The sequence below is a fragment of the Dethiosulfovibrio peptidovorans DSM 11002 genome (genome assembly GCF_000172975.1).
GTDB classification, from domain to species: Bacteria; Synergistota; Synergistia; order Synergistales; family Dethiosulfovibrionaceae; genus Dethiosulfovibrio; species Dethiosulfovibrio peptidovorans.
This window is the reverse complement of record NZ_ABTR02000001.1, coordinates 679,090-695,043: the sequence shown is the minus strand read 5'-3', so window position 1 is coordinate 695,043 and position 15,954 is coordinate 679,090. Positions and strand designations below refer to the sequence as shown.

The following is a 15,954-nucleotide window of genomic DNA, read 5'->3' as shown; positions in this document are numbered from 1 at the left end:
TTGACAGGGGATGCGGTGGCACTTTGGTGAAGATAGCTACGAGGTCAAGATGTACACCCCCGGTGCCAGACTGTACAATGTCTGTGCCGGGGGTTCTTTTTTCGGCATAAAAGCATCGAAAGGGGTTATTCGCCATGATTTCCCGAGAGAAGAGACACAACGAAGTGTGGTTTACCGAGGAGTCCACAAAACATCTGCGCCTGTCCCTGAGGGTGACGGGAGAGCTGGTTCGGAAGGAGACTCCCTATCAGTCTCTGCTGGCACTGGAGACCGCCGAGTACGGCCGTATGCTGGTCCTGGATGGGGCAATTCAGGTGACGGAGAAGGACGAGTTCTGCTATCACGAGATGATGGCCCACGTGCCCCTCTGTTCCCATCCTAACCCTAAAAAGGTCCTCATCGTCGGAGGGGGAGACGGTGGCTCGCTCAGAGAGGCGGTAAAACACGAGTCGGTTGAAAAGGCCGTTCTGGTGGATATAGACGAGGAGGTAATAAAAACCTCCAGGGAATTCTTCCCGACTTTGAGCTGTGCCATGGACGATCCAAAGGCGGAGATAAGGCCTATGGACGCCATGGTCTACATGAAGGACCACCGAGGGGAGTTCGACGTGATAATAGTCGACGCTACCGATCCGGTGGACATGGCGGCAGGACTCTTCCAGTCGCCCTTCTACAGGGACGTGTGGGACGCCCTGTCCGACGACGGCTTCATGGTGACCCACATAGAGTCGCCCTTCACCGACGCCGCCATAATGGTTCCGGCCTATCGTGCCATGAAGGAGGTCTTCCCTTCGGTACATCCCTATCTGGGCTTCATGCCCACCTATCCCTCTGGAATGTGGGTATATGCCATAGGCTCCAAGAGGCACGATCCTTCGAAGCCGCTGAGAGAGGCCCCTAAAGGACTCAAGTACTACACCTCCGACGTCCACAGGGCGTCCTTCGCCCTTCCCCCCTTTCTGGTCGATATGTTGGAAAATGGAGAAGGCGTTGAAAGCCATTACTAAAGACACGGCACTTTTAGTCGCATAAGATCTTTGATCGCTCTGCCCCCCTTGATGTAAAATACAAGGGGGTATTTTTAGATAAGCATACAGGGATAATATCTCTGAACATGAGGAGAGCGATCGAACATGAAAAACTGGAGTCTGAAGACCAAGCTTCTGACGGTGATCCTGACGATCTCGTTTCTGGCCTTTTCGTCGGCCGTGGGACACGACGATACCGGGCGCTATATTCCCTATCTGGTGCATTCCGGCGGAGATATACTGCACGATCCCTGCGTGGGATAGGAGACGTCCGACTACTACCTGGTGCCCAAGAAGACCGGGGAGCCTCTAATCTTCGATCCGGCAGAATGGGAGGTAGGGGGCAAGATGATCATGATGACATCCCTCTGCGTGCCGGTGAAGCTGGGTGGAAAGGTCATAGGAGTGGTCGGGGTGGACATATCCATGGACACCTTCCAGCCAGTGGAGGTGGACAGGTACGGAGCTCCCTGGTCGGTGCAGATCGCCTTGCCCTACGACATGATCTATCAGGAGGCGGACTCTATAATGACCATGGGAATCATGGTCGGAGTAGCGGCCCTTGCGGTGCTGGCCGGAGTAGTCCTGTTCTTCGTGAGCAGAATGGTACGTCCCATAAAGGCGGCCTCTCTCTTGGCGAGCAGAGCAAAGGACGGCGACCTCACTATAACCAGGGACGAGTTCCAGACCTCCTCCGGCGACGAGGTGGGCCGTATGGCCGACTCACTCTCAGAGATGGTCGAGGGCCTTCGTGACATAGTCGGCTCGGTGGTCGAGGAGGCCCAGTCGGTCTCCGACAGATCCACCAGTCTGGCGGCCCTCTCCGAGGAGGCCAACGCCTCTATGGAGGAGATCCGTTCGTCCGTCGAGAAGGTAGCCTCTCTGGCTGAGAGCAACTCGGCGGCTTTGCAGGAAAGCGGGGCTTCCGTGCAGGAGGTGGCGGAGAGCGCCCAGATGTCGGCCTCGTCTGCCACGGAGGGAGCAGAGGCATCCCAGAGAAGCTCCGAGGTTACCCAGAAAGCGGTGGGCAAGGTCGAGCAAGCCATCTCCAAGATGGAGGAAGCTGGCGGGGTGTCCAGGGAAAGCATAGGACGCATAAGGGACCTGGCAGGATCGGTGGATTCCATCAGCGGCTTCGTAGGGGATATCACTAGGATAGCGGATCAGACTAACCTGTTGGCCCTTAACGCCGCCATAGAGGCAGCCCGGGCCGGAGAGGCCGGTCGGGGGTTTGCCGTGGTAGCCGAGGAGGTCCGTAAGCTTGCGGAGGAATCGGCCCTGTCGGCCGACAAGGTTGCCAAGATAATAGTTGAGCTTGAGGAACACTCGGTAGAGTCAATAGAGGCCACCGAGAGGACCGGCTCTATTCTCTCAGAGGCGGTCGAATCCGCCAAGGGAGCCCAGGAGGAGTTGAACCGGTCTCTGGAGATGACCTCCTCGATAGATCAGGTCACCAACGCCAACTTCGATACCGTTCGCATGATGGAGGCCATAAGAGGGGCTTCGGAGGAGACCGCCAAGGCCTCCGAGGGAGTTTCTCTGGAGGCTCAGGCCATGGCCGAAGGAGCCTCTTCCATGATGTCGCTGGTTAAACGGTTCAAGCTGAAGAAAGAGGATAGAGGTTTGGCCCGACTCTAAGAGATGTCTTAGGACGAGGGGTGCTTAGCTCTCCCTCGGCTTTTTTAGAAAGTTTTCGTGATATTGTTAAGAAAAAGGAAGGGGTGGCCAACTTGGGTAGGGGGATTCGCTTGATCTTCTCGGCGGTCGTGTTGTGCGTCTTTTTCAACTGCTCCGTCGTCTATTCCGAGACCTCCAACGGCTTGTCGCAATTGGAGTCCTCCGTGTTCCTTTCGGAAGAAGAAAGAGAATATCTCAAAGATCGAGGCCCCATCCGTTTTTCCGTGGACCCCTCCTGGGCTCCCTATGAATGGATAGACGAATCCGGCAAATATCGGGGCGTCGGGGCGGATTACCTCAAGCTCCTCTCCGGAAAGTTGGGGGTCGTCATGGAGCTGGTTCCCACTAGGTCTTGGGAGGAGACCCTGGAGTTCGTCAAGGCCGGCAGCTCCGACGTGGTCCCTTTGCTTAACAGGACTAAGGATCGAGAGGAGTTCCTGGGTTTTACCTCTCCGTACGTCATAAACCCAGCCGTGATAGTCACCAGGGATGACGTGTCGGATTTGGCAGGTTTCATGGATTTGGCCGGAAAGACCGTTGCGGTTGTGAAGGGGTACAACGTAGAGGATATCCTACGAGAGAGATATCCCGATCTCTCCATCGTGCCGGTGGCTAACAACCGAGAAGGGCTCCGTATGGTGGCCAGCGGGGAGGTCTTTTCCACCTCGGCTCCTCTCATAGTGGCGTCTCTGCTGATAGATGAAGATGGTTTGACCGGGCTTAAACTATGGGGGCACGACGATTTCGAGCACAGGCTTCGGATGGGCATAAGGAAAGACGACCCTATTCTGCTTGGGATAATGCAGAAGGCTGTCCTTTCTTTGAACCTGAAGGAAAGCTCCAGGATCTTTGACCGCTGGAACCCTCTGGCTTCAAAGGGAATAGACCGAGGTCTCTTTTGCTCCATAGTGGTCCTGCTTATAGTCCTGATAGCTTCGGCTTCCGGAGTAGCCTATTGGTTCGTCCGTAAAAACGATCAGTTGAGAGCTCTCAATCGAGAACTGGCAAAGGCCAAGGCAGCCTTGGAAGAGGGGAACAGACGACTGGAACTGCTTTCCAAGATGGATCACCTGACCGGAATAGCCAATCGCTTCGGCATAGAGGCGTTCCTGAACAGGGCGGTTCACAAGGCCAGACGGGGAACCCCTTTTTGCGTCGCCATAGGAGATGTAGATCACTTCAAGAGGGTCAACGACGACTACGGCCATCAGATCGGCGACAGGGTGCTGGTCAGGTTGGCCGAGATCTTCGTCGATGCCGTGAGAGCGGTGGATCTCGTGGGACGGTGGGGTGGGGAGGAGTTCATAATAGTTTTCGACGATATGGTTGAGCGGGATCTTTTCCCCGTCGCCGATAGGATTCGTCGAATCGTATCGGAAAACGATTTCGGTCTGGGCCGACCTCTGACGGTCAGTTTCGGAGGGGTCGCCTTCCCCGCCGAGGGTGACCTCAGCCTCAACGATCTGCTGAGGACCGCCGACGACGCCCTTTACAAGGCCAAGGAAGACGGCCGCAACATGGTTGCGATAGAGACTCCCCCCGTGGTCGAAAAGGACGACCCTGTTCCTTAGGACTCTCTGGCCCTTTTCGCTCTCTCCGTGGCCGAGTCGATCAGCTTGTAACGGTTCACGATCGCCCTCTCGCAGGTGGCGTGGAATACCTCGCCGATCGAGTCTGTTACCTTCATGGAGAATACCAGTCTGTTCCCCTTTATCTCATCCAGCTTCAGCAAATAGCTTAGTCCCGTGCCCAGCATGGCTGTCTCGTCGTGCCTAACGCTGTAGCTGAGGCCGACTGTGATGAACCCCTCCGGCAATCTGCCCTCCACCATCTCGGTGGACATACGTACCATCCGCTCTATGCAGGCGGTGGTGGACAGCAGTTGGTTCAGATGAACCGAGAAATTCCCGACTGTGTCGTCTACCTGGACGGTCCTGTTGACCTCCATGGTCTCTCCCTCTTGAAAAAGCTCTCTTACGTCGAGCATGGCCTTCACTCTCCTTTGTGAGGGTCTGTTTTTAAGACTTGGTCCTAATGCATTTCCATTTTAGCACCTTCATCTGTCCGTATCAACGGTTTTAGGTTAGGTAAAAGGGCCGATGTACTCTAGAGGCTCCAGGTGTATATTTATAACTACAATAGAAAATATAGTTGTGGAATACGGAGGTATCGAGATGACCATCAATACTTTGAGTGAGGATCTCGACCTTTTCGTGGAACACGAGAGCCTCAGGGTAAGGTATATGGAGAGAATGGAGCATCTGGCGTCCAAGATGGATCGATTGGACGGTTTGGAGCGAAAGGCCGCCGAGAAGGAGCTTCGAAGTCTCGACAGAAAAATAACCCGGCTCGACAAGGCGGACTTGAAGAGGATCGACAGGCTCCTTAAGGGGGCGTCGGATCTGAAGGACGAGAGGCTTCTGGCCCAGCTTCAGGCTTTGAGGGCCAGATACGGCAGGGAACAGAAAGGTCCCCTTCCTTTGTTGGATCTGGACGGACTGTCCAAGGCCCTGAGACAGAGGATAACCAGAGGAGTTAGCACCATGATGCTCTGTGGTGCCATAGCCATGGGTATAGGGCAGGCTGCTCCCGCCAAGATATCCCTGGCTTCCTCGGGACTTTCGAACCGAGAGGAAATCCACGAGATGGCGAACATACCGGATCTTTTCGATTGGCCGGTGAATAAACTTAATAGGGATCATCCATAACGGAAAAGAGTTAGGACCGGGCAGAGCCCGGTCCTAACTCTTTTTGTCTTCGTTGATTTTCTCCTCTCGAGATGTTACTCTGTTTGTCATCTTAATTAGAAGGCGTGGTTGACAGGTATGACTTGGGACGTCGAGTCTCTGTTGGATCTATCGAGAGGAAAGCTGAAGGACCTGTTGGAAAGGGCGGATTCGATACGCAGGATGAGCGGGGACGGGATAGAGCTCTGTTCCATAGTCAACGCCAGAACCGGAGGGTGTAGCGAGGACTGTGCCTTCTGCGCCCAGTCGGTAAGGTGGAACACGGGATGCCGATCCTCTTTCCTTTCTCTGGATGAGGTTATGTCCGTAGCCAGGAGGTGCCGCGATTCGGGGATCCATAGGTTGTCGTTGGTCACCAGCGGCAGGACCCTTAACGATCGGGAACTGGACCGCCTCTGTGGAATTTACGAGGCCGTCTCGAACGAGGTAGGGCTGAGTCTCTGCGGTTCCCACGGATTATTGGAGGAGGGGCAGTTGAAAAAACTGGCGTCGGCCGGGGTGTCCCGCTATCACTGCAATTTGGAGACCGGGCCAGGGTTTTTCCCCTCGATATGCACCACTCACGGCATAGAGGAGAAACTGCATACTCTCGGTGCCGCCAGGGCGGCCGGGCTGGATCTGTGTTCCGGCGGCCTTTTCGGTATGGGGGAGGCCGATAGAGACAGGGCGGAGATGACCGCTCTTCTATCTAATATCGAGGTGGACTCGATTCCGCTGAATATCCTCATGCCCATAGAGGGAACTCCATTGGCAGGAGCAGCTCCTCTCGACCCAGAGACGGTGCTGCGGTGGGGAGCTGTGATGCAGATAGCCGTTCCCGGTGCGACGGTCCGTTACGCCGGAGGCCGCTCTATCCTGGGAGATGCTGTGTCCATGGGGCTCATAGGAGGCATAGGGGGCCTTCTGACCGGCGATTATCTCACCACGACGGGCAGCTCCGCGAAGGACGACGTGGAGTTGATCGAATCTCTCGGGATGAAACCCAGCCAGAGGTAGCCTAGAGCCTATTCTCCTCTGTGATTTGATGTGATTGACATGTCGAAGGTGATTCTTTAGACTCTTCTTGTATCCGTTTTTCAGATTAGAGATAGGGTTGGGAAGAGGAGGACTATTTTATGGCTCGAGCAGATGAAGCACGTGGTTTGTCCGTGGGGATACAGGTTACCTTGGTGGTCGGTGTCATGATAGCCCTCCTGGTGGGCGTCGTCGTCACCGTGGCGTCGGTGAGGTCCGGTAGGATGATGGAGGATACTATAGACGATGGAGGTCTGGGCTTCGTCGAAAGCCTCCAGACCGGCGCATCTCAAGAGATAGGGTCTCTCAGAAAGTCCAACGAGTCCTTCGTCAATATAGTGGTACAGAGGCTGTCCGGAAAGAGGACCTTCGAGAACGAGGAAATGGTTCCGGTAGGAGACAGAGAGGTCCAGAAGATATTCGTAATGGACGGCGGTCTCAAACTCATCACAGGAAACGAGGTTATGGTGAACGAATGGCAGGAGGCCATGGGAAGCCAGTTCTCCATTTTTCAGGTCACGAAGGAGGGGCTGATCAGGGTTTCCACCACCTTGAAGGATAAAGAGGGGCGTTCTATGCTAGGAGGGCTTTTCGACGATACCACCGATGTCTATAAAGCGACGGTGGACGGTAGAGAGACCTTTGAGGACATAGTCTGGCTGGGAGGAATCCCCTACGCTGGCTGTTACAAACCTGTGGTGGACGCGGAAGGGGCGGTTCGGATAGTAGTCTTCGCCGGAACCCCTCTGGAGTCGGTCGAGAACAGGATACTCGGCTCCAGCCTCGGAGAGGGCAGCTACGGAATAATCTTCGATACGGACGGCAAAGTAGTAGTCCATCCCAAGGTGGAGAGGGGGGTCTCCATGGCGGAGAGCTGCCCTCCCCTCTGGAACGCCTGTGAATCGGCGGGGCTTTCCGACACGACGGACCCCGTGAGTGTCGAATACGACTTCAACGGTCGTCTATCCAGGGGATACGTGCAGAAAATAGAGGGAACCGACTGGTACGCCATGATGGTGGTCAACGCCGACCTTGCCATGGCTCCGATCGGAGCCATGAAGAGGGGGCTCCTGCTCTGGACCCTTCCTCTGGCTTTGGTCGGTCTTGCCCTTCTGGCCTTCGCCGTCATGAAGCTGGTGTCTCCCCTCAAGGAGGTCGTCACCGTGGCGGACCGCATAGCCCAGGGAGACCTTTCCATGGAGATAAGGGGAGACTCGTCCAACCGCAACGAGATAAAGAAAGTGATGGCCGCTTTCGGCCGCATCCTTGAGGAATACCGGACCCTTGTGCAGAAGGTAGAGGACATGAACCGCCGGATAGCCGAGGGATCCAAGGCCATGAACGAAATATCCCGAGACGTCCACGAATCGCTGACCTCGGTGGACGAAGCCTCCAAAGCCGTCGCCGAGATGGTGGACTCCATAGCGGCCTCCGCCGAGGAGACCAACGCCGGAGTGGAGGAAGTATCCTCCGGAGTGGCCAGCTCCACCCAGGTGGTTACCGAGCTGAGCGAACAGGCCAGCGTGGTATCGGAGAACGCCGAGGAGGGACGCAGGTCGGTCGAGGCGGTGACGGACGGAACCGGCAAGGCCGGAGAGGTCAGCGGTCGAGTAGAGGAAGCCGTGGCGGAGCTTGGCAAATCGGTCGAGGGAATAAGCGGCTTCGTCAACACTATAGCCACCATAGCGGACCAGACCAACCTATTGGCTCTGAACGCCGCCATAGAGGCGGCCAGGGCCGGAGACGCCGGTCGAGGCTTCGCGGTTGTGGCGGAGGAAGTCAGGAAACTGGCGGAGGAAAGCAACGAAGCCGCCTCGAACATCCGCAAGGTCATAGAGGAAGTCCAGAAGGACATGTCCGTAGCTGCGAAGGACACCAGGGAAGCCGGAACAGTAATGGGCGATCTGCTGGAGCGTTCCAGACAGGCGGCGGCCAAGATATCGGAGGTGACGGGAGGAGTCGCCTCCATGGCGGAGGGAATCCAGTCCATAGCGGCCGCCTCTGAGGAACAGGCCGCCAGCACCCAGGAGATAGCCCGGGCCATAGACACTATAGCCTCGATGCTCAACGGAGGCCGTGACTCCGCCAAGGACACCGAGAAGGCCGCCAAGGAGATGGCCTCTCGCATGGAAAACCTTCAGATGATAAGGAAGGACCAGCAGAGCCAGCTGGCCGAGCTGAGGGAATTGGTATCGGTCTATCGGCTTGTCGAAGATAGGCCTGCCCTGAAAGGTTGAGAATGTCCTCCGTACGGTCTAATATTGTACGATCGAAGGGAGCGATGGTCATGACCAATATATGGAAAGCGGCCGAGCTGGGTCAGAGCATATGGTGCGACTATATAAGCAGAGAACTTCTGTCCTCCGGCGGATTGGACGAGATGATGGAAAAAGGCGTTCGAGGGGTGACGTCGAACCCGGCTATCTTCAACAAGGCCATCTCCAAAGGGGATGGCTATGACGACGATATAAAGGCCATGGCGAAATCGGGAATGTCCGATCTGGACATTTACGAGGGGCTGGCTCTGGAAGATATTTCCGACGCGGCGGACCGTATGACCCCGGTATTCGAGGCCACCGGAGGGACCGACGGTTACGTCAGCCTGGAGGTGGATCCCCGTCTGGCCGACGACGAGGAACGCACCATCTCGGAGGCTCTAAGGCTTAGGTCCCTTCTCGGAAGACCTAACGTGATGATAAAGATACCCGCTACCGAAGCCGGTATCTCCGCTCTGGAGAGGGCCACCGCCGCGGGGGTATCGGTAAACGCCACATTGATATTCTCAGTGGTTCAGACCGAGGCGGTGGGAAGGGCCTATATCAGGGGGCTGAAGACCAGGCTCGACAGAGGCGACGACGTATCGTCGATCCGCTCGGTTGCGTCTCTTTTCGTCAGTCGTGTGGATTCGGCGGTCGATCCCCTTCTTGAGGAAAGGGCCCCGGAACTTATGGGAAAGATCGCCGTCGACAACGCCAGGTTGGCATACAGTAAATGGGGAGAGATATTCTCCGGGGCGGATTGGCAGCTCCTTGCCAAGGCCGGGGCCTGCCCTCAGAGGATGCTCTGGGCCAGCACAGGCACTAAGAATCGATCCTACAGGGATACCCTCTACGTCGAGGAGCTCATCGGTCCCGACACGGTGAACACCGTGCCTCCTGCGACGATGGATGCCTTTTTGGACCACGGGGTGGTGGAGAACAGAGTCGCTTGTGATCTGGACGGTGCTTTTCACAGAAGACAGAGCCTCGCCGATCTCGGGGTGGACCTGGATCGAATATGTGACGGGTTGAGAGAGGACGGAGTGAATGCCTTCGTGACGGCCTTCGACGAGCTCTTGAATGCGGTTCGGGAAAAGGTGTCTAGCTTCAGATAGATCCAGGCTAAAATGAGGAGGGCGACATGAGGATATCGACTAAATTAATCGGCGGATTTCTCGCCGTGGCCGCCATATGTGCGGTTGTCGGAACTGTAGGCTATCGAGGGATGTCGATCCTCTCCGAGTCTCTGAACGTGCTGGGCACGGAGAAGGTTCAGGCTCTCAAGCTGGTGGAGGAGATAAACTCGGAGCAGCTTACGGTAGCCAAATCGGCGGCCCAGCTCCTTCAGGAAGGACTTCCGTCGGAGAGGCGCCAGGAACTTTACGATTCAATAAAAAACGGATTCATCAGGGCAGAGAGAGCCATAGAGGTTTTCTCGACCATACCGAAGTCCTCCATGGAACAGATGGCATGGGACTCTTTCGGTCCATCCTGGGAGAGCTGGAAGGGGAGCGTCGAGAGGTTTTTGTCCATGTGCGATGAGCTCGACGGTTTCGGGATAGCCGCTCCGACTGCCTTCGAGGCCGACCTGGCCAAGCTTCTGTCTAAGCACGAGGACTGGGTCATAAAGCTGAGCGAGGCCATAGTGACCCAGACCAAGTTCACTGGTGAGCTCGACCCCTCCAAATGCGCACTCGGAGGTTTTTTAAGCTCGTTCCATACGGATAATGGCAAACTGGCCGATATCTTCAAGCTGATGTCGAAACAGCACGAAAAGCTCCACAAGAGTGCGGCCTTCATAAACAAGCTGATAGACAGAAAGGGAACAGTGTCCAACGACGTCATGAGGGAGAGGCTCGAGCTGGCTTACGTCAGCAGAATCCTGTCTCCTCTGGCCAATATGAGGGGGCTTTTCAGGAAGGCCTCCGATGTGGCCCAGCTGTCGGTGGAAAAATACGAGGAGATGGCCCGTTTCTACGGGGAGGAGATGCTTCAGGGACAACAGGCCGTGGTGTCCGTAATGGACGACGTCATCGCCGTGACCGACGGTGAGGTCAACTCCGCCGCCAAGAACGGCATGGCCATGGCTAAAAAGTCGGCCAGGACCGCAGTAGTGTCGGTTGCGATCGGAGTCGTTCTGGCTCTGGGGCTTGGTTTCCTTTTGTCTCGATCCATAACCGGTCCTATAGCCTCGGTGGTGCGTTTTGCCGAGAAGGGTAGAGACGGGGATCTAACCCTGGAGGAATCGGACTTCCAGGTGGGGTCGGGTGGCGAGATGGGCAGGATGGCGGGAGCTCTGGCAGAGATGGTGTCCAAGCAGAGAGACGTCGTCCGGCGGATTCTGCGACAGGCCGGAGAGTTTTCCGATGGATCCGGCACCCTGGCGGCATTGGCCGAGGAGATGAACGCCTCCATGGCAGAGGTCCAGTCCGCTGTGGATAAGGTGGCACAGTTGGCGGAAAACGGAGCGGCTGCCTTGCAGCAGACCTCCGCAGGGGTGGAGGAGATCGCCGCCGGTGCCGAGAGGACCGCTAAGTTCTCCAAGGAGACCGCCGACGCCGCCGAGGAAGGAAGGCGCAGTACCGACGAGGCCGCCTCCGAGATGGGCAAGACCATAGACGAGGTCCACGGTCTAGGGGAGTTCACCGTCAAGACCAAGGACAACATCTCCGATCTCGCCAAATCGGTGGACGCCATAGCCGGTTTTGTGACCACCATAACTACCATCGCCGACCAGACCAATCTACTCGCCCTCAACGCCGCAATAGAGGCTGCCAGGGCCGGAGAGGCCGGTAGAGGTTTTGCGGTTGTGGCCGAGGAGGTCCGCAAGCTGGCGGAGGAGTCGGCCGGAGCGGCCCAGGAGGTGTCCAAGCTCATAGACGAGCTGACCGACAAGGCCCGTCAGTCCGTCTCGGTCGCGGGCAAGACGGAAAAAATGGTGGAGGACGTCATAGAGAAGGCGGAGAACTCCAGGGAGAAGCTCGGGACGGTCCTGAAAGAGGTGGACAGGATAACCGAAGGGGTCGAGGAGATGGCCAAGGTAGCGGAGAACCAGTCGGCCTCGTCTCAGGAGATGGCCTCCGCCATAGAGTCGGTCTCCAGGACGGTCATGGAGGTCTCGGAGATGATGGAGACCGTACGTACCGCCACGGACGAGACGGCTAGGGCAGCCGACGGAGTCTCGCAGGAGGCACAGACCATGTCCGGTAGAGCGGACGATCTTGTGTCTCTTGTCAAGGTGTTCAAGGTAGATCGTCAGGACCGGGCCTCAGGGCTCGAGCCGTTCGAGGGCTAGTGATCGTGAACTCTCTGATCTGGGGCGGTGTGGCGATTTTCGCCGGTAGTCTCGTCCAGGGATGTGCCGGGTTCGCTTTCTCTCTGGTGGCAGCGCCTTTTCTACTGTTTTTTCTCTCCCAGCAGGTGGTCATTCCCATGCTGGTTTTGGTCAGCATGGGGCTGAACGTGATGGTCTTAAAGGACTGTTGGTCCTCTCTGGATTTCAGGAAGGTGCTGCCCATACTGGCTGGAGGGGTGGTCACACTGCCGCTGGGAATATGGATATTGACGGCCTTGGATCCCAGGGCTTTCAGGCTATTTGTGGGGACCTTCATAATCCTGGTGGCTATGGTGATGCTTTCGGGATGGAGAAAGCCCCTTCCCTACAGCCTCTGGGCTTTGGGACCTATAGGAATGGTCAGCGGCATCCTGAACGGCAGTCTCTCCATGAGCGGACCTCCGGTGGTTTTGTTCCTGACGAATCAGGGAACGGGGAAGGACGAGTTCAGGGCCAACCTGGCGGCGTATTTCATGTCTTTGAACGTCGCCACCATCTCCCTTTACGCCTTCAAGGGCGTCCTGACCGCTCAGGTGCTGGCGATAACCGGGGCCTACGTGCCTGTGTTGCTGGTGGGAACATGGCTGGGGATAAAGGTGTCCAGACTGTTGCCGGAGGAGGTCTTCAGGAAGATAACCCTGTCTCTGATAATAATTACCGGAGCGGTATTGATAGGGTCGAACCTGTAACGAGAGTCGTGAAAATCCCCGAGAGGAAGCTCCCTCTCGGGGATTTTATGGTATCTCTATAGAGGAGATTGTATCACTAAAAAGGCTCGATGGATCGATTTTAGTCTCAGAGCTATTCCTCGTAGAAAACCTTGAAATCCGCGTCAACCTTGCCATGGCCCATGTACCTTGCCCGGTAGTCCCTAAGCAGATCGAGGAATTTAGGGGTAAGCAGGAGTATAGCCAGCAGGTTGACGAATATAGGAATGCCTATGGAGATATCTATGAACATCCACACTTTATAGGTAGGAAGGCCATAGGCCTGGGCGTATAGCACCAGCAAAAATCCCGGCAGGGGGTAGACGTACTTGTTGAATTTAAGCACCTTATCCAGGTTCTTCGAGTGAGGCCCTACGACGTAGGTAAGCAGCGTCTCAAACTGGGCGAAAAGCCCTGTCGATGTCGTGAGACCGAATAGGAAAATACCCACCACCAAGACGGTGGTCCCAAGAGTACCTACTCCCTTGGAGAAGGCGCTTAGTGTCAGAGTTGCCCCGTCCAGGCCGGAGCTCCACTCCCCTGAGTTTATGATCATGATGGCGGTCACCGAGCATATTACCAAGGTGTCCATAAAGACCTCGAATATGCCCATGATGCCCTGTTTCACCGGGTGATTGACCTTTGCGGAGGCGTGGATCATGGGAGAGGAACCCCAACCAGCCTCGTTGCTGTAGACCGCACGGGCCATTCCGACGGAGATCATCTTTGCGAAAGCCGCTCCAGCGAATCCTCCTACCGCTGCGGTTCCGGTGAAGGCACTCTCGAATATGAGCCTAAAGGTGTGGGGTATGGCGGCGGTGTTTTTGAGGATGACGACGAGGGCTCCTCCTATATAGAAAATGCACATAAACGGGACCACCGCTATGGCTATCTTGCCGAGCCCCCTGATACCGCCCCAGATCGAGGCGTAGAGTAGAACCAGAAAGACGAAACTGACCACCAGAAGGTCAATGTTGAAGACCCCCGCTACAGCTTCCGCCACGGTGTAGTTCTGGATGGTGAAGAAATAGCAGATGAGAAATCCTATCAGGAACAGTCCGCTGAGGACCTTCGCCAGACCGTGCCAGCCTCGTTCCTGACCGAGCCCTCTTTGGATATAGTAGGTAGGTCCTCCGTAGGTGCTCTGACCGTCCTCCAGCACCGTCCTATAGTGGACCGCCAGTGTGACCTCGACCATCTTTATAAGCTGGCCGAATATGCCCGCCATCCACATCCAGAATACCGCCCCAGGTCCTCCGACGGCGATGGCGGTGGCGACTCCCCCGATGTTGCCCACCCCGATGGTTGACCCTATGGCGACGCTTACCGCCTCGTAGGGGGACAGTAGCCCAGGGCCGTCGTCGACCTTGCCGGAGAAGATCTGTCCTACGGTATTTTTAAAGATATAGCCGCCGTTCCTGAACTGAAAGCACCCCGAGACCAGGGTAAAGAACACTCCTGAGCCGAGCACCATCACTATGAGTGGAGTTCCCCATACCCAATCGACTAACTGCTCCACAAAGCCCAGAAAATCCATCTATCTCCCTCCCTTCCGGTCTGCATTGTTTTTATGAAAGCTACTTACGAAGAAGGGGCCTGGTAAGACATGTAGGTCCTCCGCCGCCCTTCCAGCATATCTCGGTACCCGGGAACTCCAACACTTCCATGCCAGCCTCCTGTAGCCTGCCCTTGGTGATAGGGTTGCCCTCTATCATGAGGACCAGACCGGGCTCCAGGGCCAGGACGTTACAGGCCATGGTGTCGTACTCCTGGTCTGGAACCTCTATCAGGTTATATCCCCTGTGAAGAAGTTCCTGCCGAAAGGTAACTGGCATCTGTCTGGAGTAGACAACCGCCGCCTTGTGGTCCACAGGGCTTATGAAGGACATCAGGTGAAGGCACTCCTCCGGTCCGTTCCAGTGAGGTATAGGGTAGTCCAGCACCTCGAAGTTACCGGCAGCCAAATCCCTCAGCTGGCGAACTCCCTCGGGGTTGGTCCTGTAGCTGATCCCTACCGCCAGGGTGCTCTCGTCCAACCAGGCCATGTCCCCCGCCTCCATGGTACCCTCGCCCTCTATGGCTCCCAGCCTTGGCAGACCGATGGAGTCGAACAGACGGCCCGCCTCTGTTGCCTCGGTCCTACGCTGGGGCTTGCCCATGTTGAAGAGGACGTAGCCTTTATCGGTGACCATACAGGAGTCCCTGGCGTACATCGAGTCGGGACCAGTTCCCTCCTGGGAGGGGAGGCAAAACACCTCAGGCACGTGGCTCTTTATAACGGATAGAAATGCATCGTATTCGTCCATAGCCTTGGAGTAATTCACCCGCTCGGTGTAGCCCAGGTCCCTCCAGCAGGAGTCCAGGACCTCCTGGCTTCCGTAGGCGTCTTCCGCCCTCTTCACCATTATCTTCTCTATCTTTCCAACTTCCGACTGAGCTCCCCAGGGTTTCATGCAGAGTGCCTCCTTTGAGTTCTTTTAGATTATTTGCTCTTGCATAAATAGGATAGACGATATAAGCTCTTTTCCACAGGGGTTTTATAATAGATTAGGAGATTATAGATTACAAACCCCTATCGTTTCCGGCTATAACTTTACGTTTGAGAGCAAGAGGGAGGACAACATGACCATAAAAGACGGCAACCTACTGGACGACACCGGCCTGGCGATCCTCAGGGAGCTTCAGGCAAGCGGCAGAATCTCCTTCAGGGAGTTGGGAAAGAAAGTGGGGCTCTCCGCCCCTGCAGCCATAGAGAGGGTCCGACGAATGGAGAGCGTCGGGATAATCATGGGATATGGGGCCAGGATAGACCCGGAAAAGGCTGGCTTTCCGATCAGGGCCATGTCCGCCATGTCCACGGACTTCAAAAACCCCGACCCATACCTGGCGGATAAAATAACCGCCATACCGGAGGTCATAAGGTGCCTGAGCATCACAGGACAGGACGACTACTACGTCGAGATAGTCGCTAGGTCAATCAAGGACCTTGAGAGGATCCTCGGAGAGCTGACCAGGATAGGCAAGCTGTGTACCTCCATAGTCCTGTCCTCCATCGAGAAGGACCTAAAAATCTAAAGGACGGCTCCCCGAGAATACCTGAAGTGGATATAACCGGCTTGCCCCTGGAGAAGGTCAAAGATAGCTCGGAGAACAGGGAAAAATACGCCGTAGAACTAGAGAGCTAGTTAG

The 15,954-nt window shown here is 56.1% G+C and carries 14 protein-coding genes; 11 read left to right on the top strand and 3 right to left on the bottom strand.

The genetic code is table 11. The features are described from left to right. Positions 1-134: 134 nt before the first annotated feature. The 4 genes from speE to DPEP_RS03445 all read left to right on the top strand — a co-directional run bounded on the left by speE (position 135) and on the right by DPEP_RS03445 (position 4,276). Complete coding sequence (speE, locus tag DPEP_RS03455; RefSeq protein WP_005659622.1) at positions 135-1,007, top strand: polyamine aminopropyltransferase; 873 nt, start codon at positions 135-137, stop codon at positions 1,005-1,007. A 126-nt stretch (positions 1,008-1,133) separates the two neighbouring features. After that, positions 1,134-1,292: a hypothetical protein gene (locus DPEP_RS13205; protein ID WP_005659620.1), complete on the top strand. Its 159-nt coding sequence runs from the start codon at positions 1,134-1,136 to the stop codon at positions 1,290-1,292. 84 nt (positions 1,293-1,376) lie between these two features. Then, complete coding sequence (locus DPEP_RS03450) at positions 1,377-2,666, top strand: methyl-accepting chemotaxis protein (RefSeq protein WP_156775064.1); 1,290 nt, start codon at positions 1,377-1,379, stop codon at positions 2,664-2,666. Between the two features lie 110 nt (positions 2,667-2,776). Beyond that, positions 2,777-4,276 (top strand): diguanylate cyclase, encoded by a 1,500-nt coding sequence (locus DPEP_RS03445; protein WP_005659616.1) that lies wholly within the window; start codon positions 2,777-2,779, stop codon positions 4,274-4,276. Here DPEP_RS03445 and DPEP_RS03440 read toward each other — a convergent pair. Continuing rightward, positions 4,273-4,692: a thioesterase family protein gene (locus tag DPEP_RS03440; RefSeq protein WP_005659614.1), complete on the bottom strand. Its 420-nt coding sequence runs from the start codon at positions 4,690-4,692 to the stop codon at positions 4,273-4,275. The two genes, DPEP_RS03445 and DPEP_RS03440, sit on opposite strands and share 4 nt — an antisense overlap. Before the next feature lie 187 nt (positions 4,693-4,879). Between DPEP_RS03440 and DPEP_RS03435 the strand changes: the two genes are divergently transcribed. The 6 genes from DPEP_RS03435 (at position 4,880) to DPEP_RS03410 (ending at position 12,747) form a co-directional block, all read left to right on the top strand. Then, complete coding sequence (locus tag DPEP_RS03435) at positions 4,880-5,413, top strand: hypothetical protein (RefSeq protein ID WP_005659612.1); 534 nt, start codon at positions 4,880-4,882, stop codon at positions 5,411-5,413. A 117-nt stretch (positions 5,414-5,530) separates the two neighbouring features. Beyond that, positions 5,531-6,448: a biotin synthase BioB gene (gene bioB / locus DPEP_RS03430; RefSeq protein ID WP_050771286.1), complete on the top strand. Its 918-nt coding sequence runs from the start codon at positions 5,531-5,533 to the stop codon at positions 6,446-6,448. A 119-nt stretch (positions 6,449-6,567) separates the two neighbouring features. Continuing rightward, the gene (locus tag DPEP_RS03425; RefSeq protein ID WP_005659608.1) at positions 6,568-8,703 is read left to right on the top strand and encodes a methyl-accepting chemotaxis protein; all 2,136 of its coding nucleotides are present in this window, start codon (positions 6,568-6,570) and stop codon (positions 8,701-8,703) included. 50 nt (positions 8,704-8,753) lie between these two features. Continuing rightward, positions 8,754-9,839, top strand: coding sequence for a transaldolase (gene tal, locus DPEP_RS03420; RefSeq protein WP_005659607.1), 1,086 nt, complete (start codon positions 8,754-8,756; stop codon positions 9,837-9,839). 26 nt (positions 9,840-9,865) lie between these two features. Further along, positions 9,866-12,019, top strand: a complete 2,154-nt coding sequence (locus DPEP_RS12655) for a methyl-accepting chemotaxis protein (RefSeq protein WP_005659605.1) — start codon at positions 9,866-9,868, stop codon at positions 12,017-12,019. Positions 12,020-12,024: 5 nt separating this feature from the next. Next, on the top strand, positions 12,025-12,747 hold the full coding sequence (locus tag DPEP_RS03410; RefSeq protein WP_005659603.1) for a sulfite exporter TauE/SafE family protein: 723 nt from the start codon (positions 12,025-12,027) through the stop codon (positions 12,745-12,747). Positions 12,748-12,859: 112 nt separating this feature from the next. On the opposite strand, the gene DPEP_RS03405 is transcribed toward DPEP_RS03410, so the two are convergent. After that, on the bottom strand, positions 12,860-14,302 hold the full coding sequence (locus DPEP_RS03405) for an alanine/glycine:cation symporter family protein (RefSeq protein ID WP_005659601.1): 1,443 nt from the start codon (positions 14,300-14,302) through the stop codon (positions 12,860-12,862). A gap of 40 nt (positions 14,303-14,342) precedes the next feature. After that, positions 14,343-15,218, bottom strand: coding sequence for a dimethylarginine dimethylaminohydrolase family protein (locus DPEP_RS03400; protein ID WP_005659598.1), 876 nt, complete (start codon positions 15,216-15,218; stop codon positions 14,343-14,345). Positions 15,219-15,387: 169 nt separating this feature from the next. Between DPEP_RS03400 and DPEP_RS03395 the strand changes: the two genes are divergently transcribed. Then, a complete protein-coding gene (locus DPEP_RS03395; RefSeq protein ID WP_005659596.1) occupies positions 15,388-15,840 on the top strand; it encodes an Lrp/AsnC family transcriptional regulator in 453 nt (150 codons plus the stop codon). Positions 15,841-15,954: the final 114 nt, after the last annotated feature.